Genomic DNA, 20,139 nt, shown 5'->3' on the forward strand with positions numbered 1-20,139 from the left:
ATGCCTTATGCCGTTTTCTGTTCAATGGTCACAATCAGGTTGTAGGCCTTCCCGCGAAATACGGTGTCCTGCTGCACGCACAGCACTGCAAAGGCGTTGCCGTCCGTATCAACCAGCGTCAGGGTATTGAGGTCATAGGCCTGCCCTTCAGGCAGTGTGGTGTCATCCAGCTGGATCGAGATTGAAATGTCCGCGCCGGTGTTGGTGAGGATCAGCGGTGTTTCGGTGAACTTTCCGGACAGATTGGCGTTGCTGAACGTGGACGGAATATCCGCAATGTTCCAGCCGCCAGCCTCATTGCTTGTAACCAGCGCCGACTTGCCCCAGTAGGCTTTAGCCATCTGAAAGCGGTTGCCCTTTCCGATCGCTGACTCAGCACGGCGGGTGTAAAAGTAATCCAGCAGCTTTGCCTTAAACAGCTTGCTGCTGACGGAAATGGAATCAGCCATAAAAAAGCCTCTTAGGGATAAGAGGCCAGAGGGTAAGGAGTTTGTAATTTCCGATGGTCAACTACACGACATATCGCTCATAAAAAAGCGTGGTAATGGTGCTGTCGCCGTTGTCGTCTGCGGGCAGCGCCATAGCGAACTCAGGCGATCCATCATGCGGGAATGCCGTGGTCGTGCTGCCACCATCTGCGCTGGTGGCAGTGACGCCCTGGCTGTCGCCTTTCTGAATGGCGATATACTGCATGCCCTCCTCAGTGAACAACCGCGCCCGGCTGTCGCTGGCGGCGCTGGCGATAACTATCGGTGCCGGTGCGGCATCGGGCCTGCTTTGGTAATCGCACCACCATGCATCTGCAGCAAACATGTCGAAGCGCTCACACCGTCTGGTCGCTTTGACCGGGACAGCCGGAACCACAAACTCCATCTGTGTGGCCAGACGGAGGTTTTTGATTTCCGACTGCAGATCGGCATAAGACATTTTGGCGGTATAGTCGATGCCGGCACTGATCAGCCGGATCTCATTGGCATTAGCCGTGAGCTCAAATGAAATGAATAGCGCAACGCCGTCAAACACAATGTGCAGGGGCAGCAGCGGCGCGATGATCTGCTCAAACTTTGTGAGCAATTTTTCTACCGCTTCTTCCTGCTCGATGTAGCCATAACGCTTGTAGAGCTCATTAAGCGCAACTGAGATCTGCGCACGGGACGTCAGGAAAAACTCGCCGTAATGCTCCTCAGCGACGCTAACCCCCTCTTTCGTTGTGAAGTAAGTGCCATATGGCGCTTTCTCCTGATCCACCGGCGCGTATAACGGCTGCCATGTCACTGGCAGGTTATCGAACTCACGCCAGAATGTTGAGGTAATGGGCTTATCCGTGCCCTTAAAGTGCACCTCGTCCAGTCGCTGCGCCAGCAGCACAGGCCTGCTGCTGTCCGCTGTTTCTGCCACTACGAAAAAGCGGCCATATTCGCCCATGCGCCGCGTCAAATCCTCCCTGTCCATCGTGAAATAGGATTTGCGGTTGGTAATGCGCGTCAGGACAGGCTCTACTGCCTGCTCAAAAACGGCCTGCAGTGCCGTTGCAAACCCGGACCATAACTCAGAGTCGCGCTTATCTTTGGTCAGACGGTCTTTTACCCAATTTCTGATCATGGCTGTGCCTTACGGATATTTGATTTCAATGACGGAATTGGCCACGTCCAGATAGATAAAGTCATTCAGCTGCAGCGCCTCTTTCATGTTGTGCGTGGTCACTTCGTATGAGAGAAACAGATCCAGCTCCTCAACCACGCGCCACAGGTCTTTTACCTGCACCTGCGAGAAATGTTTGCCGGCGGAAACATCACTCTGATAGGTGTCGCCAAACGTGCTTGCATCCCGCCCGAAACGGGCCTCAAGCGCTTTCTGGACCTCGTTTTTCGCATCAGAAATGATGACGCTCTTTTTGGCTACGGCGCTCAGGGTGAGAGTGAAAGGCTCCTCGTTTGTTGGCACATAACGAAAGCGCTTGTTCAGCTCGTTGGGGATGGCTTCTACGGCCGCCATGATCTGCGCCTCCAGTTCTTCCTGCGAAAAACCGGGCATATGGCCACAGAAGAAAATTGTGTTGATGTTCGACAGGGATTTGATGCCGGTAGACTCCTCCTGCTCCTGCTCGCCCCATACGCTGATCCACGACATACCCGGCACGGTGCGATTCAGGAAGTACTTATAATCCCCGCCCCATACAACCTGCTCGTCATAGGTCACGTAGTACTGGGCTCTGTTGCGGGTTTCCTCCGTGGTTTCAAAACCTTTCCCGCCGGTGATCGGTGTCATGGTGACGACTTCAATTTTGCTGTTCAGATCGGCAATGTTGCCCGCCGGCGTCAGCTTCTGTCCCTGCGTCAGCGTGGTGTCGCCCTGGCTGCACCACACCTCCAGATCCACTTTGCTGCCGGTGGCCGGCATGGCTCCGATCGCGCCATCACCGAAGCGCACGCCCAGCTGTTCGGTTGGCTTGTAAACCATCACGTAATGCTTACTGGTGCCGCGCGACAGGCGAAACAGCGGGTTATTTTCCCAGAGGGTTTTATTACCGTCCTCAGTCACATAGACGTCCAGAGATACCGTCTCTTCAGTAATGTCGCGCGGCAGCATGACCGTAAAGAACGGCGCTTCGGCCTCAATGGTTGTGGAAACGCTGACGCGCTCCATCTGCCGTACGTCACTCACAATCACACTGCGTCCGGCCGGGATGTAGATAACATCGGTTGTAACGTACGGCAGTTGTGCCAGAGACAGGAACTCTGCGAACACCGGCAGCTGGATCGGTTCATCCGTTTTATTGGTGATTTTCACGCTGCCCCATGACGGGGTAATCAGGTGCCCGATGTAGTTACGATCCTCCGCTGCCGCAAGAATGCTGGAGCGCTTTGTGGCGGTAGAGATAAACCCTTCAGCAAGCCCCCGCTCAGCGCTGCTCTGAGCGGCGTAGATGATCTGCGCACCGAATACAGCCATCATCTGAATGAACTGGCTATTGGTGAATTTCTTCCACCAGCTGTTTGCCTGCAGCTGGCCGTTAAACTTGTCCAGTAAATCCTGAATACTCACGTTTTCCCCCGATTAACTTTTGCTCATGGACACACTTAGCGGTCCAAACGATGTAATGAATGCGATTTGCCATGTATCGACGTTCTCCGGCGTACAGCGGATCGCCTGTAACCCCAGCCCCGGCAGGTCGATTCGCAGCTTGCGAATCAGCGCCGCCTCCATGGCCACTGCGGTTAAGTGGCTCGTTTCGCTGCCGACTGGCTCATGTTTGAAGTCCTGCATCGTGTTGCCCCATCCGGGCAGGCCGTACACGCTGCCCTGCGGGGTTCGGAGCCATTCCTCAAGCCGGGCAAGCCAGGCTTCTGAATCGCCGGATTTCACTACTACCCCGCCCTGATCCACGCGCATCAGGCAGTCGATTTCGTTTTGCATGCGTTAGTCCTGCAGTAGTTCGTTGAGCGCCGGATCGTTGATGCTCAGCGTTGATGACTGGCGCGGCGCCGGCTGCGCGGTGTTCACCACTTTGTCCGGTGCTGTGTCGCCCTTTTTCTTCGTGACGCCCAGCAGCGCTTCCAGCTGCGAGCGCATGCCCTTCAGTTCCTTGAGCATGTCCTGTTCATGGCTGCTGTTATCGCCGTTCATCATTGGCCGCACGCCGCTGCGCGGCAGGTCAGTGACGCTCTGAATCTGAGCCGGATGATTAAGAAGGGGTTGTTGCGGAATGCTTCTCGCCTGCGCTGTGCTGCCGCTGAGGAGCGATTTGCCGGCGGTTGCCAGCGACTCCACGTTGCTGTCCAGCCATCCGCCGGCTTTGCTGGTGATCTGTGATACCGCGCGAAGCAGGCCCGGATCGGCAATACCAGCCTGATCCATCACGCTGCTGATCATGTCGCTGCCGCTGAAGCCTCCCAGCGCCTGGCTGAAGGTGTCGCCCACAGCGGGCATGATCGACGCGCTGACGGCTTTCATGCCGTCCATAGCGCCGCTCATGGCGCGGTCAAAAAAGCCCGTGCCGGTGCTATCTGGCTGGCTGGCCGCCAGCGCCGCCTGCGGATTTGTTCTGGCCTGGCTGGTTGCCGTTATCGGCGCAGACGACGTTGCGGATGCAGGCCGGGCGCTGACGCTGGCAGAAGAAACGCGGGAAGTTGGAACGGGACGAGTGTGCTTAGCGATCTGATCCGGAGACAGTGCCGCCAGTTGCAACCCGGCCGGAAGTGCATCGCCGGCGGGCAGAGACAGGCCGCTGTTAGGCCGTTTGCGGGACATTCCCGCAACACCCATTGATTCCACGGTACCCTGCACTTTGTTGTCAGCCCAGGCGTTCAGTTCTTTGACCTTGCCCCAGCTGCTCGCGGCTCCCTGCTTGATTTTGTCAGTAACGCCGTTGCCACCATGTGCGGGTTTGGCCGCTTCTTTAGCGGCCGCCGCCTGTGAGCCGGTCGGTGCCACTGGCGCTGTAGCCGCCGGTGCCGCCGGTACCGCTGCACCCTGCTTCAGTGTCACGTTGTCGCCAGCTGAATAGAGCGAATCCGCTGCAACCGGTGCCAGCCCCTGCTTCGCTCGCGCTTCGTTAACTGATTTCAGGGATTCATCACTGAATTTACCGCCGACCCATTTGCCATTTTCGTTATGCCCAATGGCATTCATCATGAAGTCGTTCGTGACCTGCGGATTGCCGCCCTCAATGGTGGCAATGCCGCGCATCATCTGCGTCATGACTTTCGGATCGGTAAGGTTCAGTTGTTCATCTGCCCGCACGCCCAGCTTTTTAGAGAGCGAATCGACGTACTGCGAGGTGTCATTCTCACTCTGCGGCGCGTATAGCTTGATGATGTCCTGCACCGTGTTGAGCTTTTTGTAACCTGCCGCTTTTGAAGTGCCCTGAGAGTAGCTTGTCAGCTGGTTGGCCAGCGCACGGAAACCTTCCTCCGGGGTATTGAATTTGGCAAACCGCGCTTCGCCTTTAGCGTTCGCTGCTTCCAGGCTTGCGCCCTCCTGACCGACAAAATTCAGGTTCCCGAAGTTGTTGTTTCGGAATGAGCGATTTTTGGCGTTAGCCCCACCCACATTCAGATCGGCACCGATACTGTTTTGCGCCACGTCGGCGTAATCAGCCGCGCTTTTGCCCAGCGAACCCACCCCATCTTCGCCCCAGTTGCCACCCTGCAGCTGAGACCCCAGGCGGTTAATGGCAGTGACAGTTTTATCAGTACCATCGGTGATCGCTTTCGTCTGCTCTGCACTGGTGCCGGTCAGTTTGTCGTACGCGCCGGCAGCGCTGGTAGTAAAGGCGCTGAACATGTCGCCTACTTTGCCCAGCCCGGTGTCCAGGCCTTTTGCTATGTCGCCGGTATCGAAAGTAAGCGCCTTCGCCACGCCATTCATGCCCATTGCTGACGCACCAGATGCCAGCAGGCCGGAGGCGCCGGAAATCAGCCCGCCCATGTCCAGCACGCTTGCCGTGGTGTACTCGCTTTTTTGTCTGGCGGTGACCGCCTGGCCATCTTTGAGCCCGAATGCCTTTTTCTGCCCCTCCGTATCGCTGAAGCCGTCATAGGCATCCCATCCCGCACCGAGTACGGTTCCTACCAGAGGAACTGCTTTCAGCGCGGTTTTAGCGGCAGTCTTACCTGCCACTTTCAGGCCGCCTTTAAGTGCGCCTTTGCCCAGTGCAGTTTCAGCTGCAGCCTCCGATACTTGGATGCCCTGTTTTCCGGCTACTTTTGCCCCCTCTGAGGTGGCAGCTTTAGCCCCTTCTTTCCTCGTTTTTTCACCGGCCGCGCCTGCCGTGTCATTGGCCAGCGCAGCGCCGCCAGCAGCCGTGACTGCCGTTGCGCCTGCGGCAATGGCAGCCTTTTTGCCGCCTTTGAGCACTTCCAGCGCTTTTGCCATAAGCCCTTTCTTTTTGGGTTTGGGCCGCGCGCCTTCTGTCTTTTTATGCCCTTCTGGCAGCAGGTCAGCCGCTGCATCAGCGACGTCTGCAGCGGTACTCAGCGGATTAGATTTGTTGCGCTTGCGGCGCTTACGCCTGCCCGGCATCAGTGAATCAAGCAGGCCGCCGCCGGAACTGGAGGCATGCGACAGCTTTTTGATTTCGTCGCGCACGTCGTCCAGCGCATCCACGATACGATCGTCATTGGCCGCGATGACTTTCGTCTGCTCCTGCGTAACCTGAATAGCTTTTGCCTGCTGCGCGTTTTTGTAGCCGTCAGCGGATTTTGGTTTACCCAGCGCTGGTGGCTGCTTAGCCTCTGCAGTTACCGGCGGATGTGTCACGGGCGGCTCGATCTTCAGCGCCGTGTTGCCTTCAGTCTGACCCTTCATCCAGTCTTTAAGCGTAACAACGTTTTTCCCGACTTCGGCGGAAATGTCATACATGCCTTTGCCCATCATCCACAGCGGACCACCAGCAGCGGTACCGGCTAAATCTGTGCCGGATGCCATCGCATCGCTGTTTGTCTGAGTGGCATTTTCCAGCATGCCGCCCAGCGAACGAAAAAAACCTTGCTGCTGTTTGTTCGCTGCTGCCTGTGCATTTTTTGCGCTTTGCGCGGCTGCGGCTTCTGCAGAATCCGTATGCGCCTTGAACCGGCCGCCGGAATCTCTGCCAGGTGTGTTTTTCACACCTTCTTTAGGGCTTTCTGTTAGCTCTTTTCTGCCCTCTTTTGATTTTTCTTGGTCCTTTAAAAATCCCTTTTTTATACCAGCGCCACCCGTAATCACCGTGTTGGCTTTTTTTCTGCCTTTTGATTGCCCTTTTTCGTTAAATTTAGTCCCATCTAAAAGAACCCAGTCAGGCAAAGACCGACTCTTTATCTCTTTTGGCGATTTTTGGTCTTTTAAAAAGGACTCTGTTTTATCTGAATTTTCTTTTTTGGTCCTCTTAATGGAGCCGGAGCTAATTATCCCGTTTTCGGGCCTTTTTGGTTCTTTTGAGAAGTCCTTTTTTACATCTTCGGTTTTACCGTCATTTTTGGGTGCTGGCCGTGTCAGGGAACGACGTACGGTCATGCCCGTTGCGGAGCCGCCATTACCAGACGGCCGCGATAGGTTTTCTGTCAGTGTGTGCTGGATAAGCGTCAGCTGTTTGAGCTCAGCCTCGCTGGCTTTTTCGATCGCATCGATGATGCGAGCCTGATCCTGGTGCTTCATCATTCGGGCCTGCTTTTCGTTTTTCTCAGTTGCTCAGTCAGCGTGTTGTTCATCTGAATGGCGCGCCACAGGGGCAGCGCATCAACATCCCCAACCGGCTGCCGCGCCGTCAGCGTCAGGTTGTCAATGATGGTTAGCCATCCACTGAGCGGAAAATCGTGGAATAAAAAATCCAGGGTGAAAGGGAATAAACAGTTGAGTGGTGTTCATCTGCATGTCCTCCTTTTCGCAAGCATGAGGTGGCAGCAGCAGGCGCACTTCGCCCTGAATAATTTGCATCAGAAGGCCGTGACGGAGGTTCTTTTGCATCAGCTGAATGTGTGCCACCAGCGGCGCAAACTCCATTTCGGAAACCATGCTTTCCATAATGTCAAAGCGACGGTTAGCGGCTTCCTCAAAGTCCTCCGGATCGTCGTCCAGCGCAGTGCAGAGCGCGAACTCCGCTATCCTCAAACGCACCAGTGCGGCCTCATACTCAGGCACGCTACTGTCCGGCAGACCAGCGCGCATGCGCTCCAGCATTTCCTGCCCGCGCCCGGTCAGCGGCTTCAGTGTCCAGTCCGTAGGTACGCCGTTTACCGGCACGTTAACGCGTTCGTATGGCTCGGTTGTCAGCAGCTCCACGGTCGCTGCCAGGTCAGACAGATCCACATCACAGGTATGCATCGCATTGCAGTGCTGGCAGGTGTAGTGAAAGGCTTCAAGGTTATCGACGCGGCTGTTAATCATGATCCACCAGAGCGCGGTACGGCGCTCCTGGGCGGTCCAATCGCGGCTGTCATCAAGCGGGCCTTCCTGCAGCTCGTTGAGGTATTCCGAAACACGGCGCTCGTCACCAAACTGATCCGGCGTGCCATATTTCAGCGCGTCTTTGATCACCGGCTGGCGAAAGATGATTTCCGTAGTGGGGCGCGACGCCAGGGGAAGCGGAGGAATGTTCACTGTTAAGCCCTTCAGAATTTAATGAGGTTTGAAGCCGATGATTGAACCTGGTTTGTAATTCCCCCGGTTACTCCTTTTAGCAATCCGCTAATGCCGCTGCCGGCGCTGGTGTATTTCACGAACGTCACAGGGAAGGTGGCAAACTCGCCCACAGCGTCGCGCGCACGGGAGATCTCGCCAACCGTGGTGATAAACCCTTTCGCTTCCTCCTCAAGCGCGCTGCTGCCGTCCTGTGAGACGCGGTAAATGCGGACGTTGAGCAGGTAGGCGGGAGGCAGGTTAAACGTGCCATCGCCGTTGCTGATCCGCGCGCGCCGCTCTTTGAACTTCTGCAGCAGTTCGCCGCCCTCATTGTCACGGACGGTCATAGACACAGAGCCCGCCGTCAGGTGCGTAGGCTTCACAAACTCCGTGCCGCCAATCAGCTTGCTTTCGGTCTCCACGTTGCCAAAGCTGTAGGTGATATCTTTCACGTACATGTCCACCCGGGAGAAACCGTCTATCTCGATGTTCCACTGCCAGCCCTGCGCATAACGAATACGCATGGCCAGCTCCAGCAGTGCTTTCGCATTGGAGACTTCCGCAGACATTCCTGCGTATGACGCGCCGGCGCCGCTCATGGAAGAGGTGGCGCGCGCGAGGATATTGGAAATCAGGTTGCCGCCGGCCTGTTTGGCCGTGCTGGAAGCGAAGCCTTTGAGGTTTCCGGCCAGACCGTCAAAAAAGCTCATAACACCCCCTTACCAGGAACTCATTGCAGGGATAATTGCCCGATTAGCAGCGATCTGCGCTTCCAGATCGGTTTTGCGCTGGTGGAGCGTGGCCTCGTCAGGCAGGAAAGAGGCATCAAACTTGCCGGCGATTTGAAGGCGTCGCAGTCGCTCCACATTGCGGATAGCGATCAGCGCTTCCAGGTAATCTTCGATCAGGCCGGTAATGTCTGGTGGCAGCTGCGTTTTTTCGTAATCGCAGTCGCGGATGTTGCGGAAGTAGAGCAGGGTGAACGGCCATTTTTCCCGGCCGGTGAGCTCAAGCTCTAAGGATGATTCGTAGGGATCGGCATAAACCAGGGCACCGTTGAAGTCATTAACGTTTACCAGTGACAGGTAATCAGACGGAAACGGGAGGCTTGCGCCCCCCGATTTTTCAATGCGTATGCGGCCTGGTACACCGGCCCGATCCTGATAGACGCCGAGCGCCTGGCGGAGGAGGCTCTTAAGTAGCGCCTCTTCATTCACCAGCAGCGTCGTAAAGCGCAATTTCACGCCCTCAAGCAGTTCGGCCGGCGTCATGATTATTCAGCCCAGTTGTACACGACGCGCAGCGGCAGCTTCACGGCTGCAGTCGTATCCTCAGATCCGAAATCCACCGAGTCAGAGTAGACCTTACAGTGCAGATAATTACGGGTCAGACCAGCGTTCTCGCCGCTGTTTGACTCCGCCGCAGCGGCAAAAGTGATATCCAGGTATTCTTTGTCGAGCACCATCTTTCTGACGGCGGCAAACACGTCGCCTTTGATGGTTTCAACGCAAGTTACCTGGAACTCACCGCTGTTTTTAAGGGTGCCGTGCTGGTTGAACTTCATGCCACCCGGCGCGACGTCCTCAACGTCCTCACGCGCCATTTCTGGCAGCTGCGTGGTACGCACCAGAATGGACAGGTTGGGGTAGCCTTTGAAGGTCATCCAGTACTCAGATCCGATAAGTTTTTCACCGGCCGCGAGGTTCTGGTTAAAGCGCTTTTTCAGGAAAGCCACGTCGGCTTTCGTGTTGGAAAATCCGGACATAAATAGATCCTCAGATAAACATAAATGGAATGTCGGACTGGTTCTGGACACTGAGGCCGGAGCACTGCAGCGTGACGGTGTTGTGGGTGAAATGGCCCTCAGCCGTGCGCGGCGCGTCCAGCTGGTAGCTGACGCTGCGAATTACCACGTCCATCAGCTTGATGCGGCGGCCAACGTCCAGAATGACAGGAAGGGGGCGGCGGCCGCCCGGTAAAGCAGCGTTCAGCTCCGGCGAAGCCATTTGCTGAAGTGTCATGATTGCGTCCATCACTTCGACTTTGGCGTTAACGGTCGCCATGAGATCAATAACGATGCTGAACTCAGGCGGCTGCTGTCCTTCCCAGATAAGCAGGGAGTTGAAATCAGACTTTGAGGTGTTGTTACTCATTGCCTGCACGCCGCCGGCCAACTTCCCGCCGGCAGCGCTGACGGCACCCGCCATACCCCCCAGGCTGTCATTGGAAAAGGGTGATTCCCACATAGATTCAATGCTTGCGCTTGAACCTTCCCCGAGATAGCCCACAACCATCGCCGTTTCCGACGTGATATAGACCTTCAGGAATGGGCTGATCCCATCTGGCATGAATGCACCGCAAATCATCGCGCTATCCTCAATGCCGCCGGGATCGCCCGGCGGCTAAGCCTTACAGTCCGCGCTTTTTGCGGAGTTTCATGGATTTTTTGCGGTGCGCGTTGGCCATGGAACTGTGCGCCTTCGTGCGGGCCTTTTTCAGCGCCTGCTTCTGCAGAGACGTCATGCGGCGCTTCTTCGGACGCTTACGGATAAGCGTCACAACGCCATCACGCACGGCCTTGAAGGTCGCAGACTCCAGCATGGCTTCTCCACCTTCGCCGCCGGCAATGGTGTAATCCGCAATGGCTTCGTCGTCGTCGCTCAGCCCTGAAAGCGCCTCATAAACGCTCTCAGCGGCGCTGTCGTCGTCGTCGTCGATCATGCTGGTGACGTCATCCTGATCCGCACCCAGCGCCACAGCGGCGTTTGCAAGCTGGCTCAGTGCGGCATTGAACTGGTCAACCTGGTCATCCGTCAGATCTTCATCTTCGGGAATGCCGTCAAGACCGGCCAGCACCAGCGCCAGGGCTTCAAAGCAGTCAGCGTCAGCGTCGCCGTCAGCTACCCAGCCAGCCAGCAGGGACGCGGCCAGTGAGCGGGAATCTTCACCCGCGCGGCGTTCGACCGCTTCAAACATCGCCACCAGGCGTGAATCCGGGTTAATGGCCGTGCCAGCGCTTTCCAGCATGGCGGCTGGTGCCGCTTCAGCTGGAACTGGCTTAGAAAATGCCGCGCCCAGCAGACTGTTCACGGGATGGCTAAAAATGTTGTTCATGATTTCTCCTGTTAGCGGAAGAGCATTGGTTTACCGACGATGCGGCGTGATGTACCAGTCGGGCAGACGGACCAGGTGACTTCCCACAGGTCGATATCTTTCTGCACTACAGAGACGACGAAAGGCTGCATGCCCTGCGTGGCGTCGCGCGGCTTCACCAGCGCGCCAGATGCGGAAAATCGCTCCAGCAGGTCGGTCAGGCCATCCGTGAGGCCTTTAAAGGTGATGCCGTCCGGCTCATGTTTCAGCGCTTCTGCTACGTCATAAAAACCGCGTGCGATCGCATTCATAAGCGAACTGATGTGCTGCAGGCGCAGGTAGTTGTTTTTGGTGAACGTGGTCAGGGAGTCGTCGATATACATATCGCCGGCCTTGTTCAGGCTGACCGGGTTAATACGCGCGGTCACAAAGGCTTCGCGGTCGATTTCGTCCAGGTTCGGGATAGGCTTGATGTTCTGACGCGAGATAATCGCGCGGGACACGCCTGCCGGCGCGTAATGCCAGCCGCCCACGTCAGAGACCAGTGCAACGCCTTTCGCTTTAGCGACAAACGCGTCACAGGAGATCCCCCAGTTAACGTTGGTACCGGTAAACGCGTCGCGCGCGGTGTACGGCCAGTAGTAGCGCGCTGACTGGTGAGATCCACCCAGGCCGTGGCCCTTCGCTTCAGTCATTGCTGCAGCGGCCAGTTGCGGGCCTTTCAGGTCGTAGAACATGTCCGTGCGGGTATCTTCCGCCAGCTTCACCAGCGCTGCGATAACGGTCGGGTCATAGCAGCCCAGGGACAGCACGGCCGTCCAGGTGAACATAGACTTGCGCAGCACGGCCAGGGCTTTGGTGTAGTCCGCCGTAGCGATCTTAGACAGATCGCCGTCGGTACCGCCGTTAAACTGCATGTCGGCAAAGCCTTCGGTAATCTGCGCCATCTTTTCTTCAACGGTGTCAGCAACGAGCGCGCGCAGACGGGTCGAACCATTTTCCAGCGCGGTAGGCAGGAATGCAGGAGAACCCATATCGCTAGTGGCGTTGGTGTTGAAGGAAATCTGGTGTGATTCCAGCTCGGTTTCGCCACCAGCAGCATCAATCTGCTTAAGCGTCAGGATGTAGAAGCCCGGAGCCGTCGGGTCCGCTTCCATGCTCAGCGTACGATCTGCAGAGGCGTCGCCGTCGTCGATATAAATCATTGCGGCTGAATCTGCAGCCAGCACCGGATCGCTGGCCGGGTCGAAGTTGCTCGCAACAACGCTCAGCTCTCGCATCGTTGAGTCAACATTCAGTGACAGGGCAGGGATCTTCATGCCCGGCGCCGCAACGCGGACCACATAGCCGTCGCCGCCGTTAACCGCTGTCGCAACGTGGCGCAGAGGTTCAAACGCAGAGCCGGTGCGCGGGTGGATAGCGGCACCCAGCACGGACTGATAGTTATCCGCGGTAACACGGAGCACAGTACCGATTTTCCCGCGGCGGGAGATCACCAGGCCAGCAAAAACAGACGCGCCACCGGAGGCAACGGAGGTAGTTGCATCAGCATTAACCTCCTGCACCGCAACACCAGCTGCCTGGCCTACTGAAAAACCAATTTTATTCATGCGAAATGTCCATGAAATGCCCCCTTAACGGGGGCGGGTTAAGGGGGATTAGCTGGTAGCGTTAGTGGTGCCGGTGGTCGCTTCAGGTGCGGCTTCACCTTCAATTTTCTGACCGGTCAGCATGTTGTAAGCGCCGACTTTGGCGTTGGTAAGCGTCAGCTTGGCAAAGTAGTTTTCGCCGTTGCGCGGGTGCAGCTCGTTCAGGGAAGAGCCCCACAGCGTCGTACGGTTAACCAGTGACGGGTTGGTTTCGTGGACGTACGGGATAGCTGGTACCGCATCACCTGCGATCAGGCCTGCATCACCGATGGAATCGCCACGGCCGTAGAAAAGAATGTCGTCTTTGCCCAGCGCCGCGCCACTCGCCACAAACTGCTCGCACACAGCGGCTGGCACTTCATAGATCTGGTAGATGCCGAAAAGCGTACCGATGCGCTGGATGTATGGCGACTGCACGAAGTTTGGATCAGCCTGGAACACGTTGGAGGGCAGGCTCTTCAGGAAGTTAGCTGCCTCGCTACCCGCAAAGCCACCACGGATGCCCGCTTTTCTGGTGCGATTCACCATGTCAGTGCTCAGCTGAGTAATGACGTGCTTCATCAGGCCTACCCATGATTCGTACGTCTGGCCTTCAGGCAGTGCGACGTCGAATTTACGGCCGTACACGGTGTGGAAAGCCATAGTGCGCAGGCGCATCATGTCTTGTTCATGGCTCAGCCAGTTACGCATTGCGGTGAACTGCGTCGTATTCAGGTTGATGCCAAATTCACGGCTCAGATCCGATGCGGCCATTACGGTGTGCTCAGAGGCGATGACAAACTGAGACGGCTTGATGGTGAACTCACGCATAGACTGGTTGATAACCGGGATCAGGTTTGGTGCCTTCTCCACGTTGATCTCAACCTGTGCAGACAGTTCGGTGCCTTTGACCGGCGCATCCTGGAAGGTCACGGCGATAGTGCCTTTGTCGTAATCGACTTTACAGGTGGCGGCGAACGCGTTGCCGTTGAAATCTTTATCCTGGAAATACAGGTTGCCGTCGCCGTCATCAACCTTGCTCGGACGACGGTTGATCAGCAGCTTGGAGCGACCTGCACGGATCGGCATATCCACACCTTCAATGGCTTTCAGCGAGAAGGCGAAGGTTTTCTTGGTGCCGTCCGGCTGTGACGCTGCAGGAAAGACGTAATGGCGCTTCATCTGCGAGTAAACGGCCGCAGACTGCATATTCATTTCGTCACCCTGCTGGAAGCTGCCAAAGGTGGTGCCGGCTACGTTCAGCAGCTCGTAAACTTTGGCTTCATCACGTTCGCACGGGACAAAAGTACATGCGTCGCTGGTGGCAGCGCCCAGCACCGCCGGCAGGATCAGCGCGGCAAACTGCGCCTGACGCATAACGCCATCAGAGGTACGCATGTCCGCGGCTACGGATTCAAACATCGCCTTACCGGAGCCTTCATGCTTGGCCGAAGCAGATTCGGTCAGCAGATTTTCCAGCGCGCGGCTGGCGTTGGCCAGCTGGTCAGCCGGCGGATAGCAGCCATGACGTTTGTGGTAGTCGATCATGCTCGATGCCCAGGCAGTGCCAACCACGCGACCAAACTCAGGCTCTACGCCTTCAAACATCGGATCATTTTTCAGGGCAGCACCGATGTTGGCGGACAGCGCGTGACGGTCCGTAATCAGCGTGCCGTCTTGGGTGCGCTGCGCATCAACGGTAAAAGCCATAACGCGCGAGGCGCGATTCATAATGTCCTGTTCGCGCAGACGAGCAGGGGTAATTTCTTTACTCACAATTCAGCCCTTAATTCAGGGCGCGGCTGCGAGGGAATTTTTGACGGGATGAATGTATGCGGTTTGTAATTTGCGAAGTGGGGGAGGCAAGAAAAAAATCACAATTCTAAGGAATACTTTTAGAAAAGTAGTTACATTGAATGCATGAATTTGACCACTGGTAAACCTCATGGCTTATAAACTCTACTTTCAGTACGCCAACGGCTCTAAATCTCACATCATGGCCACCGGCAGCCAGCGCGACGCGAAGCAGCACCTTGAATACATGCTCAGCGAGACAGAGCCGCGCTCACTGGCTCAGCAGATCATCATCATGTATGGTGCTGAAATCATCATGGAAGCCTGCGCACAGGATGGCGACGAAGTAATCAGAAACATGCCGCGCTGGCGAAAGGCGGGGAACACCCAGCAGATGCACGATCCGGTTACAGCCTCCATTTACATGCCTGTTGCTGCACGCGATTTCCTGCGTTCTGAGGGTGACGGCTCGCTGGCAGCTGGCATGCGCAAAATCATGCTGCAAATAGGCGGGCCGGATGTGGCTGCTGCTTATATGATGGACGCAGCGGGTAATTCTGAATTTGCTTCCCAGGTAGTGAACTAACAGCGTGGTTTAATTAAATTACCCACCAAATAAACATAAGCCGCTATGTCAGCGGCTTTTTTTGCGCATTTTGCGGCTCAAAGGGATACACATGGCTAATTGGTGGTATTTGGACGGGAATGATAAACAAGGTCCATATGATGAAAGAGCATTCGCTGAAATAGTGAAAAACAAACCGCTTAATGCAAATACTCAGATCTGGACTTCAGGCTTTGACAGATGGTTACAGCTGTCTGATGTGCCCCATTTTTTAGGCGTAACGTCCCAATATGAGACACCGCCACCAGCGCCAGTTGTTACAAATAAGCCGACCGCTAAGAACACAAAAAATGCTCAAAAAATCCAGCTTGGTGCAATTGCATTGCTCGCTGCTACAGCCCTATCGCTGGCGCTATATATCTACATAAAGCCGTCCACACCGGACTTTGCAAGTCAGGCCTTCAATGCTTCATTCGGAAAGCCTTTGGCGTGGATCAACCTCGACACGCTTAAATCGGTTGGGGTAACAAGCTCTTATAGAATTGAAGGCTCACTGCAGGATGGCCAGCGTATTACGGCTTTTACTGACGCTTTTACTAATGCAGAAATGGGTGTTTCTTCAGAAAAAACGCCCGACGATTTAGATAAATATGTCGATGATTTGCGCAAATCCTATGCTAAAAGAGGGCGAAGTGTAACAAATGCGCAGTTTATTCAGCTGCACGGAGAAAAGGCTTGGGAAGCGAGTGGTTTTATTGATCCCGAAGAGCAACAGGCATTCAAAATCACCGTGCACAAGAATAACGGTTTGATCTGGATAACTTTAGCCAATTATCCCGGATGGCTGGGTTTAAAAGGTGAGAGAGCCGATTTTTATAATCAGTTACTGAATACGACGTTTATGTAAAAACAGCCCCGAAGGTTGCTTTCAGAGACTGGTGTTATGGCTTGATATCAGGCCGTTTCGCCGGTTGCACTCATCGACCGTCGTCAGCAATCCAGCAACGAAGGACTATATGTGGCTAACCGGTGGTGTTTAAGCGGGGGATAATTTGAAAGGCCCGGTTCGTGTTCCACTACCTACCGGGCAACCCTTCTGCTTTACTACTGCTTTTACTGCTGGCCCAGCTGCGACCTCTTAAACGCCTGTATCTTCTCCTGCTGCTCCAGAAACGCTTTGGCCTTCTCTACTCGCCTCTGCTCGTCCCTGCGATCACGCCATTGACCCCACCACAAAAACAGCGGTGTACCAACCGCAATAGCGATGATTAACAGCCCTTGGCCCGCCATGCTGACACGATTGCCTTTCGTGTAAACGTACCCATCCTGATTCATGAACCACAGACCAACCGCGATAAATGCACTGAGGGCACCCGCACCAAATAGGACGCCCGATTTAGCGGCCCATACACGACGCAGCCAGCCTTTCTCTCTTTCCTGCTGCCGTTGCATAGCTTTGCGCTCTGCGGCCTGTATGATGATCTGTGCGCGTTGTACGGCCTCCTGTCGTTTCCGTTCGGCCTGCTCTGCGTGGCGCTGGGCGTACCCGGTTACTGATGCGTTATGTTGCTGCCCGTTCCGGTGCGCTTTGCTCTGGTATTTTTTCATCCCTTCAATCCTCAATATTCCAATGACGCTTAACCGCGGCGAGTGATACACCCGTCTGATAACAGACAACAACATTCAAGAGAAAAGCCAGTGTAGGCGCAGCTGCTTTTTTTTAAGATAGCAGCGCGGACCGGCACCTCCGTCATGGTTAGTGACAAAGATATCCGGAACCACGCTATAAGAAAACAGCCCCGAAGGGCTGCTTTCAGAGACTGGCGTTATGGCTTGATATCAGGACGTTTCGCTGGTTGCATTCATCGACCGTCGTCAGTAATCCCGCAACGTAGGCTGGTAGCTGATCGGTAAAGCCGGGTATGTTTTCATCGACCTGGCACGCCTGATAGGCCTGCGCTTTTTGGGGCGGCAGTTCCACCACTTTTGTTACTGTCACGACCTCTGGCGTTAACGGCTCGGGCTTTGTCCCGGAGCACGCGAATAACGCTGGAAGGCAAAGCAGTATGATTAATGCCGGCAAGCAGTATCGCTCGGTTAATTTCCTCAATTTCATTCTGACTGTCCTCTTTAAGTTTCTGTAGATCCTGCTCAAGCTGGGCCTGCTTCTGCGCGTATTCCTGCCGTTCCTTTTCCCGCTTATCCAGCGTCTGCTGCAGCGTCTGCAGTTGTGCCTGTTGCTCAGAAAGAGAGGTTTTCAGCGTCGCGTTGTTGCCGGTGAGCGTCTTGTTGTCCGCTGTCAGTGTGGTGTTAACCGCTTCCAGTTGTTTGACGTGTGCAAAGTGATCAGTAACGGTCACATACCCTTTGTGGCAAAGCGTCAGCAGCGCGGCGCACAGTGCGACAGCAGTAGCACGCTTCAGCCAGCCGGTAAGGGTGATTTCACTGAACATGGTTATTCCTGATTTAGTGCAGCCAGAACGGCTGCGGGCATGATGGTGCTGACGGCCGCCCCCATAACGGGATCGTTACTGAGGCCGGTTGTCAGCGTGATGGCCACTGCGTCAGACAACGCCTTTTTTGCCGTGCTGGTGGCTTCAGCGACCTGGCCAGCAAGGATTTTGAGGGCGCTGCTGCTATCTGCAAGCGGTGACAGCTGCGCATCGAGCGCGGCGGTTGCCTCCTGCAGTGCGTCGATCTCTGCATCCGTCAGCGCCGGCGCGGCCGGTGTTATGCTGGTGTCAGCTGGTGCTGCAGATGCGCTGACTTTGGCGTTTATCGCGGTCATGGCATCGGTAAGCGCAGACAGCGAAACGCCCTTCAGCAGCTCTTGGAGGGCTCCCGCAGTGGACGTATCACCCATGGCGTCCACCAGCGCGAACCCTGGCGCCGGCGACAGGCGATTTCCCTTCACATGACAGTCCCATCCGGTTTTTAACTGCAGCAGCTCTGATGGGGTGCTGAAAGGTTTTACCGCTGTCACGAACCCAGAAGCCGCGCCTGCTGCACTATCAAAACCAGCCGCGTAGCCCGGCAGTTTTTCGACGTCCGGAGACACCTCCGCCGGATAGGTTGCACCGGTCAGCAGCAGCGCCCGGATGGCGTCAGCCAGCTGCGTCGCCTGCGGCTGAATTGCTTCACACACCACTACCGGCGCTGGCGTTACCATGCCGGAGGCGGACAGGGCAGCGAACGCGCTGATCTGTTTGTCGTTATCGAGCATCTACTTCACCTCGAAACCGGCTTCGCCAGTGGCGACCACCGATCCACACGAAACCGGATCGTTGACGCACACAATGCCCTTGCCGTTGATTGTGAACCACGGGCGGCCCGTAACCGCCGTGCCGTTGTGGGTGCTGTTCCCGTCGGAGTGATCGGGAAACAGCTTGCCGTCCACCAGCACGGGTTTTCCATTGATGGTCAGCCCGGCATCAGCCTCAGCTGTCTGACGCGCGGGAAAACCGTCGTGCCCGGAGCAAACGGAGTCCAGCGTACCGGCTGCGGGCATCAGCGCCTCCCGGCGCCGGCGTGCGGCTTATTCATCGTCATCAGGTGGCTCCTGCAGTCATCCGGAAATCAGCAGATCGTAAAAATCATCTGGTGAGTCGCTGAAAGTCATAAACAGGCCCAGCCAGATAGCGCGGCTCGCATCGGTGACATACCGCGATAGCTTCAGCGTGCTCAGCGCTTTATCAACCGCTTTCAGCTGCGATCGCTGCTCTGCAAGCGTCATCTGATTCCACTTCTGAACGGGCATTTCCCGAGCCAGATCAAGGGCGTATACGGCCGACCAGATAATTGGCATCAGATCGACGGTTTCAGGCTCTTCAGTCACAGTGCCCAGCTGCTGTCTGTAGAGCTCTGTAGCGGCCTGGCAGACGTAGGAGGGGATAAGCATGTAGCGATGCTCGGGACGCATGGCCATAAGGCGCACGCGGGTATCCTCAGCCGAACCGTTGGCCATGGTCTGTTCAATCATGGCGTTGCGCTCCGCCTGCTGCGCCAGCGTCAGCCGCCAGTATGGCGTTTCAATCAGCGCAAGCGTGGCGGCGGAGTAGTTGTATTCATATTGGAACTGAGGATCTTCGCGGAATGCCAAAGTCAGGTTATGGAAGAGCTCAAAGGGTGTTGCTTTACGGGTATTCATCTTTCATCCGTGTGGCCAAAGGAGATCGCAACATTAACCGGTTTGTAATTTGCAGCTGGAGCCGGACATACGCAAAACAGCGTAATTTATCTAAATTATTTTTTTAGATTTACGATTGTAGTTTTTGTTATTTTTGCCGTATAGTCTGGCTTCAGCGATGGGAGTCGCTGCACAGATAACAAAAAAGGGGAGCGCCTGATGAACGATATATTTGGAAGAAACGTGGCTACTGAACTGGCGATCGATAAGACCGTATTGGCATATTCCGACAGAAAAGGCGTGCAGCTGCTGGATTGCGGCGAGGAGCATGTGGGGCGCTATGAAGTGGTAGTGAAGGACGTGCTGGTGGCTTGCACTGACAGCTATAAAAAGGCCCGCACTTACTACTTCCGGGAAATGGAACGCATCAGTACTGAATCCCAGGCCACTTTCAACGCAAAACTTCGGGAAGCGGAATCAGCGGGGCTTAGCGGCTACCTGATCCGGGAATATGCTATCGGCCGCATTACCCTTGCAGAAGGGCTGAAGCGCCAGAACACTCCATGCGGCATCCCTATAGAAGAAATGCCATAAGATTTTTTTATGAGAGTCGATTTTGAAACGACAGCTGATGCAAAGTGCTCTACGAAGCGGGCTGATCTAACTCAGACCTTGTCTTCATGCGTTTTGGATACCCGCTGCGACCTTGGCAGTGGCATGAAGTGGTGGTAAAAAAGACAGTGACTATCTTCTCAATAACAATTTTCTCTGGAATTGGATTGCCAACACTGTTCACTGTCCATGTTGAAAATCCCAAATAACACCTTAAAAAC

Annotated in this window: 21 protein-coding genes; 3 read left to right on the plus strand and 18 right to left on the minus strand. The window is 55.5% G+C overall.

Going from position 1 to position 20,139, the window contains the following annotated elements:
- Window positions 1-5: 5 nt before the first annotated feature.
- The 13 genes from Q9R34_RS19465 to Q9R34_RS19525 form a co-directional block, all read right to left on the minus strand.
- Window positions 6-449 (minus strand): phage tail protein, encoded by a 444-nt coding sequence (locus Q9R34_RS19465; protein ID WP_485895880.1) that lies wholly within the window; start codon window positions 447-449, stop codon window positions 6-8.
- 61 nt (window positions 450-510) lie between these two features.
- Entirely contained in the window at window positions 511-1,602 is a 1,092-nt protein-coding gene (locus tag Q9R34_RS19470) for a phage tail protein (protein ID WP_485895882.1), read from the minus strand.
- A 9-nt stretch (window positions 1,603-1,611) separates the two neighbouring features.
- Window positions 1,612-3,045: a baseplate J/gp47 family protein gene (locus Q9R34_RS19475; protein ID WP_485895884.1), complete on the minus strand. Its 1,434-nt coding sequence runs from the start codon at window positions 3,043-3,045 to the stop codon at window positions 1,612-1,614.
- 12 nt (window positions 3,046-3,057) lie between these two features.
- Window positions 3,058-3,417 (minus strand): hypothetical protein, encoded by a 360-nt coding sequence (locus tag Q9R34_RS19480; protein ID WP_485895886.1) that lies wholly within the window; start codon window positions 3,415-3,417, stop codon window positions 3,058-3,060.
- A 3-nt stretch (window positions 3,418-3,420) separates the two neighbouring features.
- On the minus strand, window positions 3,421-7,140 hold the full coding sequence (locus Q9R34_RS19485) for a hypothetical protein (protein WP_485895888.1): 3,720 nt from the start codon (window positions 7,138-7,140) through the stop codon (window positions 3,421-3,423).
- Between the two features lie 120 nt (window positions 7,141-7,260).
- Complete coding sequence (locus Q9R34_RS19490; protein ID WP_485895890.1) at window positions 7,261-8,079, minus strand: hypothetical protein; 819 nt, start codon at window positions 8,077-8,079, stop codon at window positions 7,261-7,263.
- An 11-nt stretch (window positions 8,080-8,090) separates the two neighbouring features.
- Window positions 8,091-8,810: a phage tail protein gene (locus Q9R34_RS19495; protein ID WP_485895892.1), complete on the minus strand. Its 720-nt coding sequence runs from the start codon at window positions 8,808-8,810 to the stop codon at window positions 8,091-8,093.
- 9 nt (window positions 8,811-8,819) lie between these two features.
- Entirely contained in the window at window positions 8,820-9,371 is a 552-nt protein-coding gene (locus Q9R34_RS19500; protein WP_485895894.1) for a hypothetical protein, read from the minus strand.
- A gap of 2 nt (window positions 9,372-9,373) precedes the next feature.
- A complete protein-coding gene (locus tag Q9R34_RS19505) occupies window positions 9,374-9,865 on the minus strand; it encodes a baseplate protein (RefSeq protein WP_485895896.1) in 492 nt (163 codons plus the stop codon).
- A gap of 10 nt (window positions 9,866-9,875) precedes the next feature.
- Window positions 9,876-10,448: a hypothetical protein gene (locus Q9R34_RS19510; protein WP_485895898.1), complete on the minus strand. Its 573-nt coding sequence runs from the start codon at window positions 10,446-10,448 to the stop codon at window positions 9,876-9,878.
- A 61-nt stretch (window positions 10,449-10,509) separates the two neighbouring features.
- A complete protein-coding gene (locus Q9R34_RS19515; protein ID WP_485895900.1) occupies window positions 10,510-11,214 on the minus strand; it encodes a hypothetical protein in 705 nt (234 codons plus the stop codon).
- Between the two features lie 11 nt (window positions 11,215-11,225).
- On the minus strand, window positions 11,226-12,659 hold the full coding sequence (locus Q9R34_RS19520) for a phage tail protein (protein WP_485895902.1): 1,434 nt from the start codon (window positions 12,657-12,659) through the stop codon (window positions 11,226-11,228).
- Between the two features lie 192 nt (window positions 12,660-12,851).
- Window positions 12,852-14,597 (minus strand): capsid protein, encoded by a 1,746-nt coding sequence (locus Q9R34_RS19525; RefSeq protein WP_485895904.1) that lies wholly within the window; start codon window positions 14,595-14,597, stop codon window positions 12,852-12,854.
- Window positions 14,598-14,766: 169 nt separating this feature from the next.
- Here Q9R34_RS19525 and Q9R34_RS19530 point away from each other — a divergent pair, with 169 nt between their 5' ends.
- Both Q9R34_RS19530 and Q9R34_RS19535 read left to right on the plus strand, forming a co-directional pair.
- Window positions 14,767-15,201 carry a hypothetical protein gene (locus Q9R34_RS19530; RefSeq protein ID WP_485895906.1) on the plus strand — a complete coding sequence of 145 codons (435 nt, stop codon included), beginning with the start codon at window positions 14,767-14,769 and terminating at the stop codon, window positions 15,199-15,201.
- Between the two features lie 91 nt (window positions 15,202-15,292).
- Window positions 15,293-16,087, plus strand: a complete 795-nt coding sequence (locus Q9R34_RS19535; protein WP_485895908.1) for a DUF4339 domain-containing protein — start codon at window positions 15,293-15,295, stop codon at window positions 16,085-16,087.
- A gap of 206 nt (window positions 16,088-16,293) precedes the next feature.
- Here Q9R34_RS19535 and Q9R34_RS19540 read toward each other — a convergent pair whose 3' ends face one another.
- The 5 genes from Q9R34_RS19540 to Q9R34_RS19560 form a co-directional block, all read right to left on the minus strand.
- The gene (locus Q9R34_RS19540; protein WP_485895910.1) at window positions 16,294-16,788 is read right to left on the minus strand and encodes a hypothetical protein; all 495 of its coding nucleotides are present in this window, start codon (window positions 16,786-16,788) and stop codon (window positions 16,294-16,296) included.
- 320 nt (window positions 16,789-17,108) lie between these two features.
- Window positions 17,109-17,633 (minus strand): hypothetical protein, encoded by a 525-nt coding sequence (locus tag Q9R34_RS19545; RefSeq protein ID WP_485895912.1) that lies wholly within the window; start codon window positions 17,631-17,633, stop codon window positions 17,109-17,111.
- Window positions 17,634-17,635: 2 nt separating this feature from the next.
- On the minus strand, window positions 17,636-18,403 hold the full coding sequence (locus tag Q9R34_RS19550; protein WP_485895914.1) for a hypothetical protein: 768 nt from the start codon (window positions 18,401-18,403) through the stop codon (window positions 17,636-17,638).
- Complete coding sequence (locus tag Q9R34_RS19555) at window positions 18,404-18,688, minus strand: PAAR domain-containing protein (protein WP_485895916.1); 285 nt, start codon at window positions 18,686-18,688, stop codon at window positions 18,404-18,406. It abuts the gene before it with no gap.
- Between the two features lie 57 nt (window positions 18,689-18,745).
- Window positions 18,746-19,327, minus strand: a complete 582-nt coding sequence (locus Q9R34_RS19560; protein ID WP_485895918.1) for a hypothetical protein — start codon at window positions 19,325-19,327, stop codon at window positions 18,746-18,748.
- A 198-nt stretch (window positions 19,328-19,525) separates the two neighbouring features.
- Here Q9R34_RS19560 and Q9R34_RS19565 point away from each other — a divergent pair, with 198 nt between their 5' ends.
- Window positions 19,526-19,900 carry a hypothetical protein gene (locus Q9R34_RS19565; protein WP_485895920.1) on the plus strand — a complete coding sequence of 125 codons (375 nt, stop codon included), beginning with the start codon at window positions 19,526-19,528 and terminating at the stop codon, window positions 19,898-19,900.
- Window positions 19,901-20,139: the final 239 nt, after the last annotated feature.

It is taken from the genome of Enterobacter sp. BRE11, from assembly GCF_031844285.1.
Classification (GTDB): Bacteria; Pseudomonadota; Gammaproteobacteria; order Enterobacterales; family Enterobacteriaceae; genus Pantoea.